Annotated in this window: 7 protein-coding genes; 5 read left to right on the top strand and 2 right to left on the bottom strand. The window is 69.3% G+C overall.

Annotation, left to right across the window (positions count from 1 at the left end; all coding sequences use genetic code 11):
- The coding region (locus ACWELQ_RS34380; RefSeq protein WP_452401190.1) for an adenine phosphoribosyltransferase at nucleotides 1-371 on the top strand (371 nt) is incomplete at its 5' end.
- A 4-nt stretch (nucleotides 372-375) separates the two neighbouring features.
- Here the strand turns inward: ACWELQ_RS34380 and ACWELQ_RS34385 are convergent.
- Nucleotides 376-1,770, bottom strand: coding sequence for a lipase family protein (locus ACWELQ_RS34385; protein ID WP_452401191.1), 1,395 nt, complete (start codon nucleotides 1,768-1,770; stop codon nucleotides 376-378).
- A gap of 195 nt (nucleotides 1,771-1,965) precedes the next feature.
- Between ACWELQ_RS34385 and ACWELQ_RS34390 the strand changes: the two genes are divergently transcribed.
- Nucleotides 1,966-3,156 carry a PucR family transcriptional regulator gene (locus ACWELQ_RS34390; RefSeq protein WP_452401192.1) on the top strand — a complete coding sequence of 397 codons (1,191 nt, stop codon included), beginning with the start codon at nucleotides 1,966-1,968 and terminating at the stop codon, nucleotides 3,154-3,156.
- A 27-nt stretch (nucleotides 3,157-3,183) separates the two neighbouring features.
- On the opposite strand, the gene ACWELQ_RS34395 is transcribed toward ACWELQ_RS34390, so the two are convergent.
- A complete protein-coding gene (locus ACWELQ_RS34395) occupies nucleotides 3,184-3,471 on the bottom strand; it encodes a hypothetical protein (protein ID WP_452401193.1) in 288 nt (95 codons plus the stop codon).
- Between the two features lie 115 nt (nucleotides 3,472-3,586).
- Between ACWELQ_RS34395 and ACWELQ_RS34400 the strand changes: the two genes are divergently transcribed.
- From ACWELQ_RS34400 to ACWELQ_RS34410, 3 genes are all read left to right on the top strand, one after another.
- Nucleotides 3,587-5,566, top strand: coding sequence for a peptidoglycan DD-metalloendopeptidase family protein (locus ACWELQ_RS34400; RefSeq protein ID WP_452401194.1), 1,980 nt, complete (start codon nucleotides 3,587-3,589; stop codon nucleotides 5,564-5,566).
- A 63-nt stretch (nucleotides 5,567-5,629) separates the two neighbouring features.
- On the top strand, nucleotides 5,630-6,109 hold the full coding sequence (locus ACWELQ_RS34405) for an RrF2 family transcriptional regulator (protein WP_452401195.1): 480 nt from the start codon (nucleotides 5,630-5,632) through the stop codon (nucleotides 6,107-6,109).
- Nucleotides 6,110-6,170: 61 nt separating this feature from the next.
- On the top strand, nucleotides 6,171-6,527 hold a 357-nt coding region (locus ACWELQ_RS34410), incomplete at its 3' end, for an MFS transporter (RefSeq protein ID WP_452401196.1).

Genomic DNA, 6,527 nt, shown 5'->3' on the forward strand with positions numbered 1-6,527 from the left:
CGGATCTGGTGGCGGGCGTGGACGCCCGCGGCTTCCTGCTCGGGGCCGGTGTCGCCGCCATTCTCGGAACCGGTGTGATCGCCGTGCGCAAGGGCGGCAAGCTGCCGCCGCCGGTGATCAGCCGCGAGTACACCCTCGAATACGGTTCCGCGGCACTGGAGATCCCCGCCGACGGCATCGACCTGAAGGGCCGCAAGGTGCTGCTGCTCGACGATGTGCTCGCCACCGGCGGCACGCTGGCCGCGGCGGCGGAGCTGTTCACCGCCGCCGGAGCCGAGGTGGCCGCGGCGGCGGTGGTGCTGGAGCTGGAGTTCCTGAAGGGCCGTGAGCGCCAGGGTGATTACCCGGTGACCTCGATCGTGAAGCTCTGACCGGTCAGCGGTTGCTGCCGATCGCCTGACCCACCAGGGCCTGTACGGCGGTCGGCAGGATCTCGCCCAGGGTTTGCCAGAAGCGGGGTTCCGCCATCACGAAGGTCGGATCGGTGATGGTGCAGCCCTGCGGGGCGGTGACGCCGTTGAGCCGGTCGCGCAGCCAGTGGAACGCGCCGGGCAGTTGCCCGGCGACCCCGGAGATGTGCTCGGCCACCAGCTCCCGCTCGTAGACGACGCTCGGTGCGCCCTCGGCGCAGTACTTGTCCACCAGCCGGTCGACCCCGGCATTGGGCAGGATCTCGTCGTACTGGGCGTGATAGATGTACAGCGGCATCGACGGCGTGGTTTGGCCGAGGGAGTTCTCGGCGATGAAACGCTGCACCGCGGGGTATTGCAGCGGATCGCCGTGATAGCTCATCGCGCCCAGATAGTCGTAGAACGGCACCAACGCGGTGCCTTCCGGGTGGCACAGCACCTGCCGTGAGGCGATCAGCAGCTGGGTGACCGGATCGACGACATTGTCGCGCAACATGTCCCGGACCTCCGGGTACTCACCGGCGATCCCGGCGAAGACCCCCATGATCAGGCCGGTGTAGAGGCCGCGGTTGTTGTGCCGCAGCGCCTCCGGATAGTCGGCGGCGGCCAGTCCGCCCGCCGCGACGCCGACGATGTTCAGTTCCGGCGCATAGTCTTTCGCGATCTCCGCGGCGAAGGACGAGGGCACCGTCCCGCCGGAGTAGCCCCACAGCGCGGTCGGGGTGTCATGGCCGGAAAGCTGTGCGGGGGAGAAGTTCTCGGCCGCGCGGATACCGTCGAGGGTGGTCTGGGCATTGAGTTTCGAGGTGCCGTAAGAGGAGTGCGGGCCCTCGTAGTCGGGCATCACCACCGTCCAGCCCTGACCCACGCCCGCCGCGATGGGGATCATCGTCTCGGCGGCATTGACGTAATCGATGGGCAGGCCGCCGGATTGGATGACATACGAGGGTGCGCAGTACTGGGCCGCGCTGTCCTCGGCGATCTGGTACGACAGCAGCTTGCGGCCGCCCTCGGGCGCGGGACCCCGCGGCACCAGCACCGTGGTGACGGTGGAGATGGCCTCGCCGAAGCTGTTGGTGGTGCGGTATGACAGCTGCCAGGCGTCGATATTGAGCTGCACCAGGCCGAAATACGCGGGATTGATGCGCCGGGCCCGCAGGATCTCGCCGGGCTGCGCGGCGGCGACCTGGCCCGCCGGCGGCGCGTAGAAGTCATCCAGTTCGGGCGGTAGCGTGAACGCCGGCGCGGGCTCCACCGCGATGGTCTCCTCGGCGTGCGCGAGCCCGGCCGCCTGTGCCGAAATCAGCAGTCCGGCCGCCGCGCTCGCCATGAGCAGCCGTCCCCGTCCATGACCGGTCATCGGTCCTCTTTCCTCTGCCACGACAGTGTGGGCTAAACCGTCTCAGACGAGGGCGGTCGCGGTCTCTGTGCGCGGGTTCAGGGTTGAGCGCTCCGGTTTGTTCGAATGACAGGATCGCTCACCGTGCTCGCGAATGTTCGCCCAGCTGGGTTCATTCGCCGTGCGAACGGATTCGGTCGAGCCCACAATGTCGAGGTGACCACCGCCCCCGAAGACGCTGCTTCCTTCGCCGAGTTCCTGGCCGCGCACTTGCCCGACGCCGCCCGGGAGATGGTCGCGGTGATCGTGCGCACCGTCCCGGATTACGAACAGCTGCCCCGGGAACTGGTCGAGCAGGACCTGACCCGCCGCGCCGAGGACAACCTGCGCCTGTTCGTGCGCCTGCTGCGGGAAGGGCGGGAGCCACGCCCGGACGAACTGGACGGGATGATCGATATCGGGGTGCGCCGTGCGCGCGAAGGCATTCCGCTCGACGCCGTGCTGGCGGTCTACCACCAGGGTGCGCTGGCCGCCTGGAATTTCCTGATCGCGCACGCGACGACCACCGCCGAACGCGAAGAACTGCTGGGCGCGGTACCGCAACTGCTGCGCTATCTGGGCCTGGTGATTCCCGGCGTGGCCGGGTCCTATCTGCAAGAGCGCCAGGACCTGCACTGGGAGCAGCGGGAGGCCAAACGCGCACTGGCGCAGGCATTGTTGCAGGGCAAACCGGCCGAGTTGCTGGCCGCGCGCTTCGGCGTCGTGCTCGGCGGCTATCACGTGGTGGCCCTGCGCACCGCCGACGCGGCCGCCACCGTGGACGGGGTGCGCCCGGCCATGCGGGTCATCCACGGTGAGATCGACGCGCTCTCCCCGCTGGCGCTGACCACGCTGGATCGGGCGGGCGGCTGGGTGCTGGTGCCGGTGAGCGAACCCCTCGCCCGGCTCGACGCCGCGGTGACCCGCATCGCCACCGTGGCGAGCGTGCGGGTGATAGCGGGAACCGCCACCGCCGCAACGGTTTCGGAGATCCCCGCGCGGGCCGAAGAGGCGGGGGAGATCGCCCGGCTGGCCCTGGGACTGGGCCGTCCGACCGGTGTGTACGGCATGGCCGAACTCGCCCTGCAGTATCAGTTCGCCCGCCCCGGCCCCGCCCGCACCTGGTTGCTGGGCCTGCTCGCCCCGCTGGCCGAGCATCAGCATCTGATGGACGCGCTACGCGCCTACCTGGCGCACGACCACAATCGGGTCGCCGCCGCGGAGTCCCTGGTGGTGCACCGCAATACGCTCAACTACCGCCTCGGTCGCATCGCCGCCCTCACCGGCTACGACCCCGGCCGCTCCGAGCACACGCCGCTGTTCGCCGCGGCGCTCACCGCGTTCGATCTGTCCGCCGCCGAACTGTAGCGTCCGGACCGTGAGGGGCCTGAACACCTATCTGGCGATCACCCGGGCCACGAAGCCGGTGACGACCAGCCAGAACACGGCGGCCAGTCCGTAATTGAGGATGATGTCGAAATCGGTACTGCCGGTATGGAACAGCCCGGGAAAGAACAGCGCGAGTGGTTCGGCGAGCCCCTTGATGAAGGTGAAGAACTTGTTGGACTGATCCGCGTTGAGGATCAGCAGCAGGATGTACACGCCCTCGATGAGGGCGAACAGCGCGCCGACGCCGCTGATGATGCGAGCGGCGTGGACTTCATTGCGGGCCACGTACGGCATAGGGAAGGGATGCCCGCTGTGAACTAGTTGAAACTGACACGCACATCCCTGAAACCGCGTGTCGGCCATGGCATGATGTCCGGGTGATCACCGCGGCGGCCGGGAGCGGTCGGGCGTGAAGCCCAAACATCTCGTGGGTGCGGCGGTCGGCCTGATCATCGGGCTGATGGCGCTGGTGCTGGTCATTATTCTGCCCGCGACCGAGACCAGTTGCGGCCCCGGCACACCCAGCCTCCCCACCGCCACCTCGGCGCGCACCGAACCCAACTGCCCGTCCACCGGCTCCCCCGCCGAGGCGGGCTTGCAGGACGGGGCGCTGCGGGTGCTGCGCTGCACGGTCGCGCACTTCGGGATGATGGACATGCGCGGCGTCGTCGACGACGCCTCCAGCCCGGATCTGAAGGCCGGGCGCGCGGTGGAATTCATCGTCGGCTCCGACACCGGCAAGGGCGACGCCATCGTGTCGTTCCTGCAGGAGAACGCCGCCGCCTTCCGCGTCGACTACCTGCTCTGGAAGCAGCGCAGCTGGACGCCGGGCGCGGCGGCGGGCACCGAGTGGAAGCCCCTCGACGATCGCGGCGACGCGGCCCGCAACCACCTGGACCGGGTGCAGGTCAGCATCAAGGACGTCGCGGCGACGTCGACCGTGCCCGCGGTGGGCGACGCGTCCATGGCGGCCATGCCAGGCACGGTCAATGAGGCGGGCAGCCTGATGGGGGCCGGACGGCACCAATACCCGCTCGCCGCAGGGTCGTTCACGGTCAGCGATGTGTTCGGGGCGCGCGGCGGCACCCACATGGGTGTCGACCTCGCAGCGCCCGCGGGCACTCCCATCTACGCGGCCGCCGACGGTTTGGTGGTGGCCTCGGGCGCGGCATCCGGATTCGGCGACTGGGTCGTCATCGACTCCCTCGACGAGAGCGGCCATCGCTACTCCACGGTGTACGGGCACATGTACGAGAACGGCATCTTCGTGCACACCGGTGACATCGTGCAGATGGGCCAGCACATCGCGGATGTCGGCAGTAATGGCGAATCCTCCGGTCCGCATTTGCATTTCGAGTTGGTACCGGGCGGACGGTTGACGGGCGGGCATCAGGTGGATCCGATGCCGTGGCTGGCGGGCGGCAGTGTCCCCGCACCCAGTTCGCCCTACTGCGAGAACGGATTCGGCACGGCCGGAGGCAATCTCGCGTCGGGCAAGGTGCCGCCCGAACTCGAGATCTGGTACCGACGGGCCGGTTCGCTCTGCCCCGAGATCAGTGCCTCGCTGCTGGCCGCGCAGGGTCAGGCCGAATCCGGGTTCCGCTCCGACGCGGTCTCCCCGGACGGTGCGCAGGGCATCGCCCAGTTCATGCCCGGCACCGCGAAAGCGCTTGCCCCCGACGGACAGCCCTACATCATCGACGCCGACGGCGACGGCGTGGCCAGCGCGCTGGAACCCGCGGACGCCATCATCGGCCAGGGCCGCTACATGTGCGCCATCGCCAAGACCATCGAGGGCTGGATGGGGCAGGGCAAGGTCTCCGGTGACCTGACCGCACTCACCATCGCCGCCTACAACGCGGGCGAGGGCGCGGTGCTGTCCTCCGGTGGCATGCCCGATCAGATCGCCCGGCACTTCACCGAGACCCGCCCGTACGTGGCGCGCATCCTGGCCGCCGAGCCCGGCTTCCGCAGCCTCGGCAGCGAAGGGCGTTTCCAGGCCGACGAGAACGCCGACCTGGGCGCGCAGATCGTGGCGGCCGGACAGCAATGGCTCGGCACCTCTTACGTTTTCGGCGGCGGCGGGGCGGGCGGACCCAGCAACGGCGGCTTCGACCAGGCGGGGTTCACCGCGGCCGCGGTGTTCGCGGCGACCGGCGGCAGCAAGACGCTGCCCGGCACGGCCGAGCAGCAGTGGGAACAGGGCACCGACGTCGAGCTGATCAATGCCAAGGCCGGAGACCTGGTGTTCGGATCCTTCGGTCCGCGTGGGCCTTCCGATGTCGGCATCTACACCGGCAACGGGCGCATGCTGCACGCCGAATCCGGGGGCAAGGTCGCCGAGGTGCCACTGTCCAACGGTATGAAGGCGCGCCGCGTCACCCGCTGAATCGATGCGCGCCCTGGGTTTTGGGGTTGGCGCACCTATTCGGGACATGTAGTATCCCTATTCATGTTGCTGGGTGAAGGCGTCGAGTGGGGACTGCACTGCTGCCTCGTGCTGGCCTGGCTCGATGATCACGCGCCCATCGCCACCGCGCGGCTGGCCGCGATCTACGAGCTTCCGCCGGAATACCTGAAGAAGCGCCTGCAACCACTGGTCCGCGAGGGCATCCTCGAGTCGGTGCCGGGCGCGCGCGGGGGATACCGGCTCGGCCGCGCCCCCGAACGCATCACCTTCATGGATGTGGTCGCCGCGGTCGAGGGCCGCACCGGCGCGTTCCGCTGCACCGAGATTCGCCGCCGCGGCGCGGGCGCGGGCGCCGCCGAGTCGGAATTCAGCAAGGTCTGCGGCATCAGCAAGGTGATGAGCCGCGCCGATCTCGCCTGGCGGCGCGAACTCGCCGCGCAGACGATCGCGGACATGGTGGCCGAGACGTCGTCGGCGGCGGCGAAGCGGGCCAGAGACCGCTACGAGGCGATGACCGTCTGAGCGTTGCGCTCGATCAAGCAACCCGGCCGTCGGGCCGGGTTTTTTCGGAAGGAGATTCGGGATGAGAACTATCCCGATTAAGTCCCGTGTCGCGACGGACGAGTCCCCGGACCTCTCGCACGGCCTGCGGCGCACCGCGATTCTGGCGGTCGGGACGTTCGCCGTCGGCACCGATGCCTTCATCCTGGCCGGGTTCCTGCCGGAACTGGCCGGGGCACTGCGGGTCTCGACCGCGACCGCCGGGCTGGCGGTGACGGTGTTCGCCGCCACCTACGCGCTGGGCTCGCCGGTACTGGCCACCCTGACCGCGCGGCTGCCCCGCCGCGCGCTGCTGGTCTCGGCGCTGCTCGTGCTCGGGCTCGCCAATCTGGGATCCGCACTGGCCCCGACCTTTTCGATCCTGCTGGCCACCCGCGTG

The sequence above is a fragment of the Nocardia sp. NPDC004722 genome (assembly GCF_053601505.1).